The following is a 14764-nucleotide window of genomic DNA, read 5'->3' on the forward strand; positions in this document are numbered from 1 at the left end:
GAGCGCGCGTCCCGGCGTGAGCGAGGGCTTTCCGGTGGGTGCCGGGGGTGCCGGGTGATCAGAGTGCTCGTCGTGGACGACGAGGAGCTCGTACGGTCCGGGCTGCGGCTGATCCTGGAGGCGGCCGGCGACATCGCGATCGCCGGTGAGGCCCGCGACGGCACCGAGGCCCTGTCGGCCGTACGGCGGCTGCGGCCCGAGGTCGTGCTGATGGATGTGCGCATGCCCGTCATGGACGGCCTGACCGCCGCCGCCCGCCTGCTCGGGGAGCCGGATCCGCCCAAGCTGATCATGCTCACCACGTTCGGCCTCGACGAGTACGTCCACGAGGCCCTGCGGCTGGGCGCGGTCGGGTTCCTGCTCAAGGACACCCCGCCCAGAGAGCTGGCCGCCGCCGTGCGCACGGTGGCCGACGGCCAGGCCATGCTCTCCCCGTCGGTCACCAAACGCCTGCTGGCCTCGTACGCCGACCGCGCCCCCTCCCGCGCCGAGACCGCCCGCAGGCAGCTCGCCGCACTCACCGGCCGGGAGGAGGACGTGATCAGGGCCCTGGCCCGCGGCCTGTCCAACGCCGAGGTCGGCCGCGAGCTGCACCTGACGGAGGCCACGGTGAAGGCGCACGTCAGCCGCGTGCTGGCCAAGCTCGGCCTGGCCAACCGGGTCCAGGCCGCCATCCTGGTGCACGACGCCGACCTGGGTTGAGCCCGGCTAGGAGACGGTCTTCGCGTAGTAGCAGGCCGTCTGCGCCTCGGACACGGCGGGCAGGACGTTCAGCGGCTCGGACCGGCACCGGCCGTCCACCCCCGCCTCGGCCGCCTTGCCCGAGGCCAGCACCTGGCAGCGGGCGTGGAAGCGGCACCCGCCGGGGATCCGGGTCGGGTCCGGCGGCTCGCCGGTCAGCACCACCCGCTCGGGCGACTCCGGCAGCACCGACATCAGCGCCTGCGTGTACGGATGCCGCGGCGTGGTCAGCACCTGGTCCACCGGCCCGGACTCGACGATCCTGCCCAGGTACATCACGGCCACGCGGTCGGCGATGTTCCAGGCCAGGCCCAGGTCATGGGTGACGACCAGCGCCGACAGCCCCAGGTCGGCGCGCAGCTTGAGCAGCAGGGCCAGGATCTCGCCGCGTACGGAGGCGTCCAGTGAGGCCACCGGCTCGTCGGCGACCAGCACCTTCGGGTCGAGCGCCAGCGCCCCGGCGATGACCACGCGCTGCCGCTGCCCGCCGGACAGCTCGTGCGGGTAGCGCAGGAAGAACCGGTCGGGTGGCCGCAGCCCCGCCCTGGACAGGGCTCTGGACACGACCTCGTTCTCGTCCGCCAGGCCGTGGATGCGCGGGCCCTCGGCGACGGCCTCGTACACGGTCTGCCGGGGGTTGAGCGAGCCCATCGGGTCCTGGAGGACGAGCTGCACCTGCCGCCGGTAGGCCTTGAGCGCCTTCGAGCCGTACTCCAGCGCGGCGCCGCCGTAGCGGACCTCACCGGAGGTGGGCCGTTCGAGGCCGAGCAGGGTGCGGGCGAGCGTGGTCTTGCCGCAGCCCGACTCGCCCACCAGGGCCACGATCTCGCCCTCGCCGATGGACAGGTTCACGCCGTCCACGGCGCGGGCGCGGCGACCCCGTGAGGAGAACTCGACGTGCAGGTCGCGGGCCTCCAGCAGGGTCGGCCGGGTCGTCGCGACCGCCTCGGCGGTGGTCCGCGTCTCGGTCATGAGGCCTCCTCCTTCGCCCTGACGTGCACACAGGCGGCCGTACGGCGCTCGCCCGCCGGCCACAGGTCCACGTCGAGGGTCGCGCATTCGTCCAGCGCGACCGGGCAGCGCGGGTGGAACGAGCAGCCGCCCGGAAGCTGCATCGGGTCGGGCGGGTCGCCGCCCAGGCCCTTGGGCGCCATCCGCGAGAGCGGGTCGCCCACGGTGGGGAACGCCGCCGCCAGCGCCCGGCTGTAGGGGTGCCGGGCGTCGTGGAACACCTCGCCGGAGGGGCCGTGCTCGACGACGCGGCCGGCGTACATGACGGCGAGCTGGTCGCACACGTCGGCGAGGACCGACAGGTCGTGCGAGATCATGATCAGCGAGATGCCCTGCTCGGCGACCAGCTCCTTGATCAGGGTCAGGACCTGGGCCTGGACCATCACGTCGAGCGCGGTGGTCGGCTCGTCGGCGATGATCAGCCGGGGTGAGCAGGCCAGCGCCATCGCGATCATCACGCGCTGCCGCTGCCCGCCGGACAGCTCGTGCGGGTAGCTGCGGGCCCGCCAGGCGGGCAGGCCGACCTGGTCGAGCAGCTCGCTCACCCGCTTGCGGGAGGCGTCCGGCTTGGCCAGGCCGTGCACGATCAGCGGCTCGGCGATCTGGTCGCCGATCTTGCGGACGGGGTTGAGCCCGTGCTGGGCGCCCTGGAAGACGATCGAGGCCTCGGCCCACCGTACGGCCCGCATGCGGCCCCACTTCATGGTGAGCACGTCCTCGCCGCCGAGCAGGATCCGGCCGCCGACGCGCGCGTCCCGGGGCAGGAGCCGGAGCAGCGCCATGGCCAGGGTCGACTTGCCGGATCCCGACTCGCCGGCGACTCCGAGTGCCGCCCCGGAGTCGAGGGACAGCGACACACCGCGCACGGCGGGCACCTCGCCCGCGGCGATGCGGTACGTCACCGTCACGTCGTCAAGTTCGAGCAAGCTCACGCGTTCCTCCTGAGCCGGGGGTTGAGCACGGCCTCGAGTGCCCGGCCCACCAGGGTGAACGCCATCACGACGACGAGGATGGCCAGACCGGGGATGAGGATGTACCACCACGCGCCCTCGGTGGCCGCGCCGAAGTCGTAGGAGGCCCGCAGCATGGTGCCCCAGGAGGTCTTGTTGGAGGTGGCGCCGAGGAAGGCGAGCGTGGACTCGGTGACGATGGCGCTGGCCACCTCCAGCGTGGTGCTGGCCAGCAGCAGCGGGGCCACGTTCGGCAGCACGTGCCGGGTGGTGATGTGCCAGTGACCGCCGCCGAGGGCCTTCGAGCGCTCGATGTAGGGCCTGGCCTCCACGGCGAGCGTCTGGGCGCGGATCAGGCGGGCGGTGGACGGCCACGTGGTGATGCCGATGGCCATGATGATCGTGAACGTGCTGCCGCCCAGGATGGCCGCCAGCACCAGGGCCGTGACCAGCGACGGGAGCACCAGGAACCAGTCGGTCACCCGCATGAGGGCGCCGCCCGGCCAGCCGCGGAAGTGCCCGGCGGCCACGCCGACCACCAGGCCGATGACGATGCTGAGCAGCGCGGCGAGGAAGCCGACGAGCAGCGACGTGCGCGAGCCCCACCACACCATCAGCAGGATCGAGCGGCCGGACTCGTCGGTGCCGAACGGCTCGCCCAGACTCGGCGGCGCCCACTTCTCCCCGACGCCCTTGATGACGCTGGTCACGTCCTCGCTGATGAACAGCGGCGCGATCAGCGCGAGCAGCACGGCGGCGACGAGGACCACCAGGCCGATCATGCCGCCGCGATGGTGGCGGTATTCGGTCCAGAACCGGCTCAGCGCCAGCCGCCTGCGGGCCGCGGCGACACTCGTCACGCCGACCTCACCCTCGGGTCGAGTATGTGGTAGACCACGTCGGCCAGTGTGTTCATGACGATCACGGCCACCGTGATCAGCATGAACGTCCCCTGCATGAGCGTGAAGTCAGGCACGTTGATCGCCTCGTAGAACAACTGCCCGAGACCGGGCCAGGTGTAGATCGTCTCGACGGTGACCGCGCCGCCGACCACGAAGCCGACGCGCATGAACACCAGGGTCACCGTGGGCAGCAGGGCGTTCGGCACCGCGTGGCGGCGGCGTACCTCGTCGTCGCGCAGTCCCTTGGCCCGCGCGACGGTGACATAGTCCTGGCTGACCTCCTCCACCAGCGACGACCGCATGACCAGGAGGTACTGGGCGTAGACCACGGCCACCAGCGTCAGGCACGGCAGCACCATGTGCGAGGCCACGTCCAGCACGTACGCGAACCCGTCGGGCGCGTCCACGCTCTCGATGCCCCGGAACGGGAAGATGCCCGGGATCGGCCCGATGCCGACGCCGAACACCATCATGAGCAGCAGCCCGAGCCAGAACGTCGGCACCGACCACAGCAGCAGGGACGTGCCCGTGGAGAAACGGTCGAACCTGCTGCCGTGCTGCCACCCGGCCCGCGTCCCCTGCCAGATGCCGAGGCTGACCGCGATCACCAGACCCGTGCCGGCCAGCAGCAGCGTCGGCCCCAGCCGCTCGCCGATCAGGTCGAGGACGGGCCGCTTGTACTCGTAGGAGGTGCCGAGGTCCAGCCTGAGCGTGTCGCCGACGAAGTCGATGAACTGGTCGAGCAGCGGCTTGTCCAGGCCGAGCCGGCGACGCTCCAGATCGAGCTGGGCGGGCGTCATGTTGCGGCCCTGCGCCAGGTTGCGCACGGGGTCGCCGGGCAGCAGCCGGAACACGAAGAACGTGCCGACCAGCACCATGGCGATGCTGAACAGCGCCCCACCGGCCTTCGACAGCGCGTAGCGCAGCAAGCCTCGGCCGGAGGGGCGTTCGTCACCAGGACCCGCCGCCTGGACGGCGGCGGGCTCTGCTGCTTCTAGCGGAGTGGTCATTCGCGTTCGTCGGCGACGCTCTTACGACGCCTGCTCAGGAGGAAGGCCGCCAGTCCGATGACCACCACACCACCGGCGATGCCGACGATGAGGCCGGTGTTGGAGCCGCCGTCGCCGCTCGCGCCGCCCGTCGCCGTGGCCTTGACGTCCACGGTGTAGAACGGCCAGTAGCCGCTGCCGCCGTACAGGATGCCCTTGTCCTCAGGGATGGGGGTGATGCTGGTGATCCGGTCCTTGCGGTAGCCCTCGAGGTCGTTCGGGTAGTAGATCGCGATGACCGGGGCCTGGGTGTAGAGCCGCTCCTGCATCTGCTTGAGAAGCTCGGCGCGCTTGGGCCGGTCCAGCTCCTTGAGCTGGTCCTGGTAGAGCTTCTCGAAGGTGTCGTCGCAGAAGAACGACTCGGTGCCGCCGCCCTCGCCGCCCGGAGCCGGCCGGCGGCTGCACAGGTGCGTGGCCATGACCTCTTCGGGGTCGGGGTTGACCGACCAGCCGCTGATCGCGATGTCGAAGGTGCCGGTGACGCCGGTCTCCTCGGTGAACTTGCTGGAGTCGAGCTTCACCGTGGTCAGCGTGATGCCGACCTCCTTGAGGAAGGCCGTCAGGTATTCGGCGAGCTTGTCCTCGATCGGGGTTTCCGTGTGGATGGTGAAACGGAACTCCAGCTTGCGCTTGCCGTCGGGCATCGTACGGACTCCGTCGGAGCCCTTCTTGTAGCCGGCGTCGTCGAGGATCTGGTTGGCCTTGGCGGCGTCGTACGAGACCTTCTCGTCGCCGGTCGCCTCCCAGAAGAAGTCCTTGTACATCGGCGGGACGATCGAGCCGTCGGCGGGCTTGGCCAGGCCGTTCTGGACCTCGTCGACCAGCTTCTGCTTGTCGATCGCGTAGTGCAGCGCCTGGCGGACCTTGACGTCCTTCAGAGCCGGGTGGCCGTCGCCGACCGCCTTGTCGTCGGTCGTGGTCGCGCCGTGGTTGATCTGCAGGTATGCCGCGCGGCGGCCCTGCGTGTTCCACGCCTCGATGTTGGTGTCGCCCTGGATGGCCTCGAACTCCTGCGGGGTCATCCGGCCGAGCAGGTCGATGTCGCCCTTCTTCAGACCGGCGATGGCGGCCTGCGGGTTGTCATAGAAGATGACCTGGAGCTCGTTGACCTTCGGTGCGCCGCGCCAGTAGTTCGGGTTGGCCTGCAGTTTGACGTACTGGTCCTTCTTGTGCTCGACCGCGATGTACGGGCCGCTGCTCACCGACGGGTACTTCTCGGAGTCGTAGTTCGCGATGTCGGTGACCGACTCCCAGACATGCTTGGGCATGATCGGGACCGGGTTCTCCAGCATGCTGGCCTGCGGGGACTTGAGCTTGATCGTCAAGTCCTGGCCGCTGGCCGTGACGCTCTCGAAGTTCTCCACCGCCGGGCCGTTGGCCGTCTTGGCGGCCTCGTCGGTCATCATCTTGTTGAACGTCCAGGCCGCGTCGTCGGCCGTGACCGGCTTGCCGTCCGACCACTTGGCCGCGCGGATCTTGAACGTCCAGGTCAGCCCGTCTTCCGACGTGGTCCACGATTCGGCCAGGTCGGGGCTGGGCTGCAGGGTCTTGGAGTCGGGGACCGTGAGGTAGCCGTACATCCAGCGATGGATCGACGTCGAGACCAGCCGGACCGCGAGGAACGGGTTCATCGAGTCCATCGACTGCGTGGCGCCGATACGTACGGTCTTCTTCCCCGCCGCCGGGTCCTGGGCAAGGGCCGCCGTAGCGCCCTGACCAGCCACTAATAGCGCGACGCCCAGCACAGCCAGGCGCGCGAACCATTTCCTCATAAGTGCCTCACCTTCAGGCGGGGGGTTCCTGTGTAGAGAAAGGCACACCATACGGAGACCGCGTGTCAACGAGTGGCGGAAAATTGTTTCACTCTCGTTTCCTTCGGCGGTGTAAATTTTCAGTGCTCTTGGCACTACCGTGAGCTGGTGCCCCGTCCTCTGTCCGCCCTCACCATATTGGTGGTCGTGGCCTGCGGGCTGGCCATCCGGGCTCTGTGGGACGGCCCGGTGCCGAAATACGCGGGCGACGCGCTCTACACGGCCATGATCTACGCATTCGCGGTGTTCGCCCTGCCGAAGGTGCGACCGTGGGTGGCCGCGGCGATATCGGCCGGGCTGAGCTGGGCGATCGAGTTCGCCCAGCTCTGGAAGATCCCGGAGCCGCTGCGGCCGGTGCTGGGCAGCACGTTCAACCCGCCCGACCTGCTCTGGTACGCCGTGGGCGCCGCTGTCTGCTGGGCCGCCCACGCGCTGTGGCTCAGGCGGCCCGCGCCCTCATCCCCTTGACCTGATCTCTCAGTGGCAGCCGCCCGAGCCGCAGCACGACCCGCCGGCCTGCGGCAGCAGCTCGACCTTGCCCGCCAGCTCATAGCCGGCCTCGACCACGGCCGCGTCGATCAACGCGACGTCGAGCGGCGCCTGGCTCGTCACCGTGACCGCCTTGGCCGCCAGATCGACCTCGACCCCGCTCACCCCGGCGACCTTGCCCACCTCGGCGGTCACGGCGCTGACACAGTGCCCGCAGGTCATGCCCTCAACCTGGTATGTCGTGACAGTCATGATCGCTCCTCACTCTCGACTCCTTGGTCGGCACTATATACCCCCATGGGGTAAAGGCGCATACATCCGCCCCCATCGGTTAGGGGGCTGGAAACACGGAGCACAAGGAGGAGTTCACATGTTGAACGGCAAGACCATCGCGTTCCTGGTCGCTCCGGAAGGAGTGGAGCAGGTAGAGCTGACCGAGCCGTGGAAGGCGGTCAAGCAGGCGGGCGGCACGCCCCGGCTCGTCTCCACCCGGCGCGGCCAGATCCAGGCGTTCAACCACCTGGACAAGGCCGACACGTTCGCCGTGGACGACACGGTGGACGACGTGGACGCGGGGTCCTTCGACGGCCTCGTCCTGCCCGGGGGCGTCGCGAACCCGGACTTCCTGCGTACGGTGCCCAGGGCCGTACAGTTCGCCCGCGCCTTCTTCGACTCGGGCAAGCCGGTCGCCTCCATCTGCCACGCGCCCTGGACCCTCATCGAGGCCGACGTGGTACGCGGCCGGACGGTCACCTCCTGGCCCAGCCTCACGACCGACCTGCGCAACGCCGGGGCGAGCTGGGTCGACAAGGAGGTCATGGTCTGCACGGAAGGGCCGAACACCCTGGTGAGCAGCCGCAAGCCGGACGACCTCAAGGCGTTCTGCCAGGCGGCCATCGACGCGTTCGGGAAGTGACCCTCTTGCGGCGCCCGCCCTTCACCCCGTGACGGGGCGGGGCCGCGTCCCGATCGCCGCGATCAGCCCGGCGACCTGATCCGGGTGGGTGAGCTGGGGGTAGTGCCCCGCCTCCAGCACCCGGGCCACCTCCAGCCCACTTGCCCGGCCGTCTCCTCGGACACCGTCTCCTGGGAGACCGGCGAGAGGTGAGTCGGCGGTGCCGGTGATGATCGTCACGGGTACCGTCACCGTGGCGAGCAGGCGTCGTGCCTCCGTGCGGGTGGCCGGATCCGCGGCGGCGCGCAACGCCGCGACCACCCGGCGCGCCACGCCGGGACGTTCGAGGTCGGCGAGCGCGCCGGTCACCGCCGGGGCCTCCGGGGGCAGGCCGAGCAGCGCGGCCACCTTGGCCGCCGGGGCTCTGCGCAGCCACGCGGCCGTCAGGGCCGAGCGCAATCGGGCCGGCCCGACGGGCTGCAGGAAGGCCGGGGCGACGAGGACGAGCCCCGCGATCCGCTCGGGGTGGCGGGCGGCGAACCGCAGCGCGGGACCGCACGCGAACGAGTGACCGACCAGCACCGGCCGCGTCTCGGCGGGCGCGAGCAACTCCTCCAGCCAGCGATCGAGCACCCCAGCCGAGAACAACCCGCCCACGGCCCGACCGGCCCGCCCCACCGCCGCAGCGGACTCCACCCCCGCCTGGACCGGACGAAGCACCTCCCCAGAGGACCGCCCCACCGTCGCGGCGGTGGGCGGCGTCTTCGGGGTGGAGGAGCGGCCGAGGCCCGGTAGGTCGGCGGTGAGCACCGGGCCGTCGAGGTGGGTGGCGAGCGGGGCCCACATGTCGGCGTTCATCGGCAACCCGGGCAGCAGCACGTAGGAGGGCCGCTTCCGGTCACCGATCACCCAGGTTCTGGCCCCGCCGACGTCCTGGAACCCCTGCTCCCCGGGCCAGGGCTCCGATGCGCCGAACCGGCCGGCGACCAGGTGGTCGGCCCAGCGGCGCAGCTCCGCACGTACCGGCGGCATCCTCAGCCCGGCCGCGGCGGCGAGTTCGCGGGCGGAGGCCGTCGGGTAGCGGTCGGTGGACAGGAACGGCAGCGACTCCGGATCGGCGCCGGTCAGCGCGCGCGGCAGCCGTTTGACCAGCCCGATCGGCACATGACGGCGGGGCGCGGGCACGCCCACGTGGCGGGCCACCAGCCCGACCAGCTCGGGCAGGAGCGGCGTGTCGTCGTCGAGCACCCAGTGGTCCTGCCCAGGGGGCGCGGCGGGCAGTTCGGCCAGGAAGCGGGCGACGTACCCGATGGTGACCACGGGCACGAACACGTCGCGCCCGCCGGGCAGCGCGGGCAGCCGGCCCCGCCACAGGTCGCCCAGCACGGACGCCAGGCCGATGTACTGGCCGGGGCCGATCACGGTGGACGGATGCGCCATGGTCAGGGGCACGCCCAGCTCCCCGGCGCGTACGCGGACGGCCTGGTCGGCCTCGCGCTTCGACTCCTCGTACGCGCCACCCCCGCCCTCCCGCGGCCCCTGCCCCCGGGCGATCCGGTAACCGCCGATGTGGACGAGGCACCGCAGCCCCGGCACCGTGGCGGCCCACTCGACGACGTGGAGCGCGCCCGTCACGTTGGCCGCCCGCGCCTGCGCCGGGTCCAGCCCGAAGGCGTAGCGGGCCGCCGCGTTGTACACGTCACGCGCCTCGGGCAGCCCGGTCAGGGGCTCGGACACGTCCGCGGTGACGACCGTCAGCCGCCCGGTGTCCACGCCCTCGCCCGCCAGCCAGCCGGTGAGCCGGTCGGCCCGCCCCGCCCGTACGGTCGCCGCCACGCTCTGCCCGCGCCCGAGCAACTCGGCCACGAGCGAGCGCCCGATGAACCCTCCGCCTCCGAACACGATCGCATCCACACGCTTCTCCTTATCAGTAGACCGATCTACATATTTTTAGGGCACGGCAAAGCCGCGCTCAGGTGCGGGCGAGCAGCGCCTTCGCCTGCCGCCCCACCCGTTCGAGCGGCTCCCTGCTCCGGCGCGCCCTGGCCAGCACCAACGCCCCTTCCACCATGGCCAGGATCGTCACCGCCAGATCGTCGGCGCCGGGCCGGCCGTCCAGCCTGGCCCGCAGCGCGGCCTCCCAGGACGCGTACACCTCCGCGCACGCCTCCTGCAGCGCGTCGTTGTCGGCGGCCATCTCCAGCGCGACCGTGGCCACCGGGCAGCCCTTGCGCCATCCCGAGGACTCCAGCCGCTCGCCGAGAAAGGTCAGCACGCTCTCGACCATGGCCTCGGCCGTGGGGGCCGAATCGGCGAGGTCGGCGAGCGCCGTGCCGATCGCGGTGCCGGCCCGGCGTACGGACTCGGCGACGAGCTGGTCCTTGCCGCCGGGGAAATGGAAGTACAGCGAGCCGCGCGGCGCGTTGCCCGCCGCGATGACCTGGTTCAGCCCCGCCCCGAAGTAGCCGCCGCTCTCCAGCAGTTCCTGCGTCGCGTCCAGCAACCGCACCCGCGTCTCGGCGCCCTTGCGCCCTTTCCGTTCCGCCACGCGCACCAAAATAGACCGGTCTGCATATTAAATGCAAACGGGCCCCTGACGAGATCGAAACCCGTCTGTAACGCCTTGTCCCCAGGAGAGAAATGGTCTAGATGTAGACCAAATGGAGCGTCCTCCGCGCCCCCCAGGGAGACCTCAATGACCACTGAAGAGGATTCCAGACGACTCGCCGAGCTCGGCTACAAGCAGGAGCTGGCCCGCACTTGGAGCGGTTTCTCCAACTTCGCCATCTCCTTCTCGATCATCTCCATCCTTGCCGGCTGCTTCACGACCTTCGGGCAGGCGTGGAACAACGGCGGCCCCATCGCGATCTCCTGGGGCTGGCCGCTGATCTCCGTGTTCATCCTGATCATCGGGTTCTGCATGTCGGAGCTGGTGTCGGCGTACCCGACGGCCGGCGGCATCTACTGGTGGGCCGCCAAGCTGGGCAAGCCGATCCACGGCTGGTTCACCGGCTGGCTCAACCTCATCGGCCTCATCGCCGTCACCGCGTCGGTCGACTACGGCTGCGCGACGTTCCTCAACATCACCATCAACCGGCTGACCGGCGGCGGGTGGGAAGCCTCGCTCCCGAACGCGTTCCTGCTGTTCGTGATCGTCCTCGCGCTGCACGCGCTGATCAACATCTACAGCCACCGGCTCATCTCGGTGCTGCAGAACGTCTCGGTCTGGTGGCACGTCGTCGGCGCCGCGGTCGTGGTGGCCATCCTGGTCTTCGCACCGGAGAACCACCAGTCGGCCGGCTTCGTCTTCGGCGGCACGAACCAGAACACCGAGTTCGACTTCGCCACCGACGGCCTGCCGTTCTGGCTCTACATCCTGCCGCTCGGCTTCCTGCTCACCCAGTACACGATCACCGGGTTCGACGCCTGTGCCCACGTGTCGGAGGAGACGCAGGGCGCGGCCAAGAGCGCGGCCCGCGGCCTGTGGCAGTCCATCTTCTACTCGGCCATCGGCGGCTGGGTCCTGCTGCTGGCATTCCTGTTCGCCGCCACGGACGTGGAGGCGCTCAACAAGGGAGGCGGCTTCGTCGGGGTCATCTTCGAGACCGCGCTCTCGTCCCCGCTGGCCACGGCGGTCTTCGCGATCTCCACGATCGGCCAGTTCTTCTGCGGGATGAGCTGCGTGACGTCGATGTCGCGGATGACGTACGCGTTCTCGCGCGACGGCGCGGTGCCCGGCTGGCGCCTGTGGTCCCGGGTCGACCGCAACCGCACCCCCGTCAACGCGATCATCGCCGGCTGCGTCGCGGCCGCGCTGATCACCCTGCCCGCCCTCTACGCGCCTCCCGGATCGACCACGCCGGTCGCGTTCCTCGCCGTCGTGTCGATCGCGGTCATCGGGCTCTACCTGGCCTTCCTCATCCCGATCTGGCTCCGGCTGCGCATGGGCGACGCCTTCACGCCCGGCCCGTGGACGCTCGGCAGGAAGTACAAGGTCCTGTGCTGGATCGCCTGCGTGGAGATCGTCATCGTGTCGATCTACTTCATCATGCCGCTGTCCCCCAAGGGCATCCCGGGCAATCCTGAGTTCACCTGGACGTCGGTCAACTACGCGCCGATCGCGGTCGGGGTGGTGCTGATCGGGATCGCGCTGTGGTGGACGCTGTCGGCCAAGCGCTGGTTCACGGGTCCCCGCCGCACGATCGACGAGATCGGAGTCAAGTGAGAGCGGCGAAGCCCGGCTGAGCACGGAAAGTGGGCGCCACCAGACCGCGGTGGCGCCCACTTCATGGCCGCTGACTCAGCACCCCGCCTGCCGGCGAGGGCCCGCCCAGGCTACGGACGGGACGTGGTCGGGAAGGAGCCGCCCCAGTGGAGCTTGTCCTTCGACCAGGTCTGACCCTGGCTCTTCTGCTGCTTGAGCGCGTTCTTGAGCGTGCCGACGGCGCAACGCGTGCCGTGCGGCGGCACCTTCTGCGCGATCAGGTACTCGTCGATGATGTCCGTCTGACACTTGTCCTTGCCGTAAATACGGTGCCCCCAGCCCTCGTACGTGAGCAGCACCGCCTTCGGACCCATCTGCCTGGCCACGTTCTGCGACCAGTTCAACGGGGTGGCAGGGTCGTGAATCGAACTACCGAGCAGGATCGGCGTGTCACCCGTGTACCGCAGCTTGTGCGGCGGGTTGGTCGTCGGGTAGTTCATGCAGATCGGCATGTCATCGGTCGGGTACGGGTGGTACCGCGTGTCCGGGGCGAGACGGTTCGAGCTCCGCATGATCGCCGCGTATTCCCGGTAGTTGCGCACCCGCAGGTTGTAGTCCTGGCACAGGATCGCGGTCGGCATCCAGGCGGTGTCACCCTCGACGGGCCCCCGGCCCGGCAGCGGCGGCACCCAGCTCGGCTCGGCCCCGCCGTTCAGCCAGTTGATCACCTCGGTGAACAACCGCCAGTCGGGTCCCTCGGTGCCCAGCGCGGCGTTGTAGATGACCTGCAGCTCCGTCATCCGGCGGTCGGTGCCCGGGTAGATCAGCTTCCCGGCCCGCGCCTTGGTCAGCAGGTCCTTCCAGATCGCCCGGATGTCCTTGCCGTGCAGAACGCAGCTCGTGTCCTGCTCGCACCACCCGACGGTCTGGTCGAAGGAGTCCTCGATGGCCAGCGCCTCGGTGTCGAAGAAGGCCCTGACGCCCAGGCTGTGGTCCATGTTGCTGTCGAGGGCCAGCGCCCGGATCCTGCCCGGGAACAGCTCGGCGTACATCTGGCCGATCAGCGTCCCGTACGAGATGCCGTAGTAGGTGAGCTTCTCCTCACCGAGGGCCGCACGCAGGGCGTCCAGGTCACGCGCGACGTCCACCGAGTCGACGTGGTCGTAGAGCGGACCGGTGCGCTCGCGGCAGTCCTTGTGCAACTGCTTGGTGAAGTGGTTCCAGGCGTTGAAGTCGCGCTGGCTCTTCATGACGGTCGCCGGCATCTTGTTGTACACCGACGCCGAGCAGATCACCGGGTTGCTCCGGCCCACGCCCCGAGGGTCGAAACCAACGATGTCGAACCGCTTCTGCAACTCCTCGGTGAAGAACCCGGGAGCACCGTACGCGGCCTCGACGCCCGATCCACCCGGACCACCCGGGTTGATCACCAGCGAGCCGACCCGAGCCGCCGGGTCGGTGGCCTTACGCCGCGCGACGGCGATGTCGACCTTCTGACCACCCGGCTTGGACCAGTCGATCGGCACGGCCAGCTTGCCGCACTCGGCGGCGGGCTCCTCCTCACAGGGCGCCCAGGTGATGGTGCCCGTCTTGGAGGTGGCCGTGGTGGTCGGCTTGGGGGTCGCCGTCGCGGTCGGCTTGGGGGTCTCCGTGACGGCCCGCTTGGGTTCCGCGCTGGCCGTGGAAACAGGTAAAAGTGTCGCCAGTGCCACGAAGGCAGTGGCGACCAATGACGTCCGTATTTGCATACAGCTCCAATCATCGGTCGGTACGCCCACCTTTGGGGCGCGCTCGGCCACGTGCGATCATGCCTGGTCAGCGACGCTGATGGAGCCGAATTCAAAATTTTTCTCACAGCGGACCTACGCCGCTGTAAAACAGGAGGTAACAGACCCGTCTCACTCAGTGAGCACGAATCGGCCCGAAATTCAGCCTGCCTCGAAGGCGGTGGCGACGGCCGCCCGCACCTCGTCCATGGCGGCGGAGCCCAGCTCACGCTTGAGGGAGGTCATGTCCACGTCGGGCATCCCGCAGGCGATCGCCCAGTCCCACGGCGTCAGATCGCCGTCGACGTTGAGCGCGAACCCGTGGCTGGTGACGCCCCGGCTCTGCCGCATCCCGATCGAGATGATCTTCCGCCCGGTCTCGGTGGTCCACACCCCGGTCAGCAGCTCCGACCCGGGCGGCGTGTCCCGCCGCTCGGCGGCCAGCCCCAGCTTGCCCAGCGCCTCGACCAGCCGCAGCTCCACCTCACGCACGTAGTCGACGATGCCCTCACCCTCGTCGAGCTTGACGATGAGGTAGCCGACGAGTTGCCCGGGCCCGTGATAGGTGAGCTGCCCTCCGCGCCCGGTCTCGAGGACGGGGATGCCGCGCGTGGGGTCGGGCAGGTGGGTGATCGGCGTACGGCGCCCGATCGTGTAGACGGAGGGGTGGCTCAGCAGCCAGAGCGTGTCCGGCCGCTCGTCCCGTTGGCGCCGGCCGACGAGGTCGGTCATGCGCTCCATCGCCTGGTCGTAATCGACGAGCTCATCCTGAACGAGCGTCAGCGGCCTTGCCCTCATGTTTCGAGGATATGCCGGGTCTTGCCATGAACTGGGCCCGCATCCGGTCGTGCGTCCCGTCGTACCACCCGGATGTGCACGTTACCGCAGGATGTCCCTCCGATGAGATCCGAATCCGCGCAGATAATCTGCAGGAAGAGGCTTAAGA

At 69.7% G+C, this 14764-nt stretch carries 14 protein-coding genes; 4 read left to right on the forward strand and 10 right to left on the reverse strand.

The window, feature by feature from the left end:
• The first annotated feature begins 54 nt into the window (after nucleotides 1-54).
• On the forward strand, nucleotides 55-702 hold the full coding sequence (locus AB0I15_RS39785) for a response regulator transcription factor (RefSeq protein WP_358107807.1): 648 nt from the start codon (nucleotides 55-57) through the stop codon (nucleotides 700-702).
• 6 nt (nucleotides 703-708) lie between these two features.
• Here AB0I15_RS39785 and AB0I15_RS39790 read toward each other — a convergent pair whose 3' ends face one another.
• The 5 genes from AB0I15_RS39790 to AB0I15_RS39810 are packed head-to-tail and all read right to left on the reverse strand — an operon-like array spanning nucleotide 709 to nucleotide 6284.
• Nucleotides 709-1713, reverse strand: coding sequence for an ABC transporter ATP-binding protein (locus AB0I15_RS39790; protein ID WP_358107810.1), 1005 nt, complete (start codon nucleotides 1711-1713; stop codon nucleotides 709-711).
• A complete protein-coding gene (locus AB0I15_RS39795) occupies nucleotides 1710-2684 on the reverse strand; it encodes an ABC transporter ATP-binding protein (RefSeq protein ID WP_358107813.1) in 975 nt (324 codons plus the stop codon). Before AB0I15_RS39795 ends, AB0I15_RS39790 begins: the two co-directional genes overlap by 4 nt.
• Nucleotides 2681-3562, reverse strand: a complete 882-nt coding sequence (locus AB0I15_RS39800; protein WP_358107816.1) for an ABC transporter permease — start codon at nucleotides 3560-3562, stop codon at nucleotides 2681-2683. Before AB0I15_RS39800 ends, AB0I15_RS39795 begins: the two co-directional genes overlap by 4 nt.
• Nucleotides 3559-4614 carry an ABC transporter permease gene (locus tag AB0I15_RS39805; protein ID WP_358107819.1) on the reverse strand — a complete coding sequence of 352 codons (1056 nt, stop codon included), beginning with the start codon at nucleotides 4612-4614 and terminating at the stop codon, nucleotides 3559-3561. The genes AB0I15_RS39800 and AB0I15_RS39805 overlap by 4 nt, the downstream gene beginning before the upstream one ends.
• Nucleotides 4611-6284: an ABC transporter substrate-binding protein gene (locus AB0I15_RS39810; RefSeq protein ID WP_358107822.1), complete on the reverse strand. Its 1674-nt coding sequence runs from the start codon at nucleotides 6282-6284 to the stop codon at nucleotides 4611-4613. Before AB0I15_RS39810 ends, AB0I15_RS39805 begins: the two co-directional genes overlap by 4 nt.
• 288 nt (nucleotides 6285-6572) lie before the next feature.
• On the opposite strand from AB0I15_RS39810, the gene AB0I15_RS39815 reads away from it, so the two are divergent.
• Nucleotides 6573-6932, forward strand: a complete 360-nt coding sequence (locus AB0I15_RS39815) for a DUF2809 domain-containing protein (RefSeq protein WP_358107825.1) — start codon at nucleotides 6573-6575, stop codon at nucleotides 6930-6932.
• 9 nt (nucleotides 6933-6941) lie between these two features.
• Here AB0I15_RS39815 and AB0I15_RS39820 read toward each other — a convergent pair whose 3' ends face one another.
• Nucleotides 6942-7205 (reverse strand): copper ion binding protein, encoded by a 264-nt coding sequence (locus tag AB0I15_RS39820; protein ID WP_358107828.1) that lies wholly within the window; start codon nucleotides 7203-7205, stop codon nucleotides 6942-6944.
• 118 nt (nucleotides 7206-7323) lie between these two features.
• Between AB0I15_RS39820 and AB0I15_RS39825 the strand changes: the two genes are divergently transcribed.
• Complete coding sequence (locus AB0I15_RS39825) at nucleotides 7324-7869, forward strand: type 1 glutamine amidotransferase domain-containing protein (protein WP_358107831.1); 546 nt, start codon at nucleotides 7324-7326, stop codon at nucleotides 7867-7869.
• Between the two features lie 21 nt (nucleotides 7870-7890).
• Here AB0I15_RS39825 and AB0I15_RS39830 read toward each other — a convergent pair whose 3' ends face one another.
• Both AB0I15_RS39830 and AB0I15_RS39835 read right to left on the reverse strand, forming a co-directional pair.
• The gene (locus AB0I15_RS39830) at nucleotides 7891-9762 is read right to left on the reverse strand and encodes an alpha/beta fold hydrolase (RefSeq protein ID WP_358107834.1); all 1872 of its coding nucleotides are present in this window, start codon (nucleotides 9760-9762) and stop codon (nucleotides 7891-7893) included.
• A 58-nt stretch (nucleotides 9763-9820) separates the two neighbouring features.
• Nucleotides 9821-10396, reverse strand: coding sequence for a TetR/AcrR family transcriptional regulator (locus tag AB0I15_RS39835; RefSeq protein WP_358107837.1), 576 nt, complete (start codon nucleotides 10394-10396; stop codon nucleotides 9821-9823).
• A 147-nt stretch (nucleotides 10397-10543) separates the two neighbouring features.
• Between AB0I15_RS39835 and AB0I15_RS39840 the strand changes: the two genes are divergently transcribed.
• A complete protein-coding gene (locus AB0I15_RS39840; protein WP_358107840.1) occupies nucleotides 10544-12073 on the forward strand; it encodes an amino acid permease in 1530 nt (509 codons plus the stop codon).
• Between the two features lie 110 nt (nucleotides 12074-12183).
• On the opposite strand, the gene AB0I15_RS39845 is transcribed toward AB0I15_RS39840, so the two are convergent.
• Together AB0I15_RS39845 and lipB are read right to left on the reverse strand one after the other, a co-directional pair.
• Entirely contained in the window at nucleotides 12184-13764 is a 1581-nt protein-coding gene (locus AB0I15_RS39845) for an alpha/beta fold hydrolase (RefSeq protein WP_358107843.1), read from the reverse strand.
• 216 nt (nucleotides 13765-13980) lie between these two features.
• Nucleotides 13981-14616, reverse strand: a complete 636-nt coding sequence (gene lipB / locus AB0I15_RS39850) for a lipoyl(octanoyl) transferase LipB (protein ID WP_358107846.1) — start codon at nucleotides 14614-14616, stop codon at nucleotides 13981-13983.
• Nucleotides 14617-14764 lie beyond the last annotated feature (148 nt).

Source organism: Nonomuraea sp. NPDC050643, from assembly GCF_040654715.1.
Lineage (GTDB): Bacteria > Actinomycetota > Actinomycetes > Streptosporangiales > Streptosporangiaceae > Nonomuraea.